At 44.3% G+C, this 431-nt stretch carries 1 protein-coding gene; it reads right to left on the bottom strand.

The features are described 5' to 3' along the window. Window positions 1-431 (bottom strand): hypothetical protein (locus B0E44_RS18670; RefSeq protein ID WP_165688741.1); only part of this gene is annotated, 431 nt, incomplete at both ends.

The raw sequence follows: 431 nt of genomic DNA, 5'->3' as shown, positions 1-431 counted from the left end.
TTGATTCGTTACTATATCTGCAGGTTTTGGTGTTACAGTCAAGTTCAACACTTGATCTGCCGTACAACCGTCTGCTCCTGGGAATCTTGTTCCTGTCTGATTCGTTGTATAATCCGTACCGTTCCATCTGTAAGTCTCTCCCGAACAAATGGTTTGATTCGTTACTATATCTGCAGGTTTTGGCGTTACAGTCAAGTTCAACACTTGATCTGCCGTACAACCGTCTGCTCCTGGGAATCTTGTTCCTGTCTGATTCGTTGTATAATCCGTACCGTTCCATGTGAAGGTCGCTCCCGAACAAATCGTTTGATTCGTTACTATATCTGCAGGTTTTGGTGTTACAGTCAAGTTCAACACTTGATCTGCAGTACAACCGTCTGCTCCTGGGAATCTTGTTCCTGTCTGATTCGTTGTATAATCCGTACCGTTCC

The organism is Flavobacterium sp. A45 (genome assembly GCF_002001005.1).
In the GTDB taxonomy this organism is placed as follows: domain Bacteria; phylum Bacteroidota; class Bacteroidia; order Flavobacteriales; family Flavobacteriaceae; genus Flavobacterium.
This window is presented reverse-complemented; position numbering and strand designations above follow the sequence as displayed.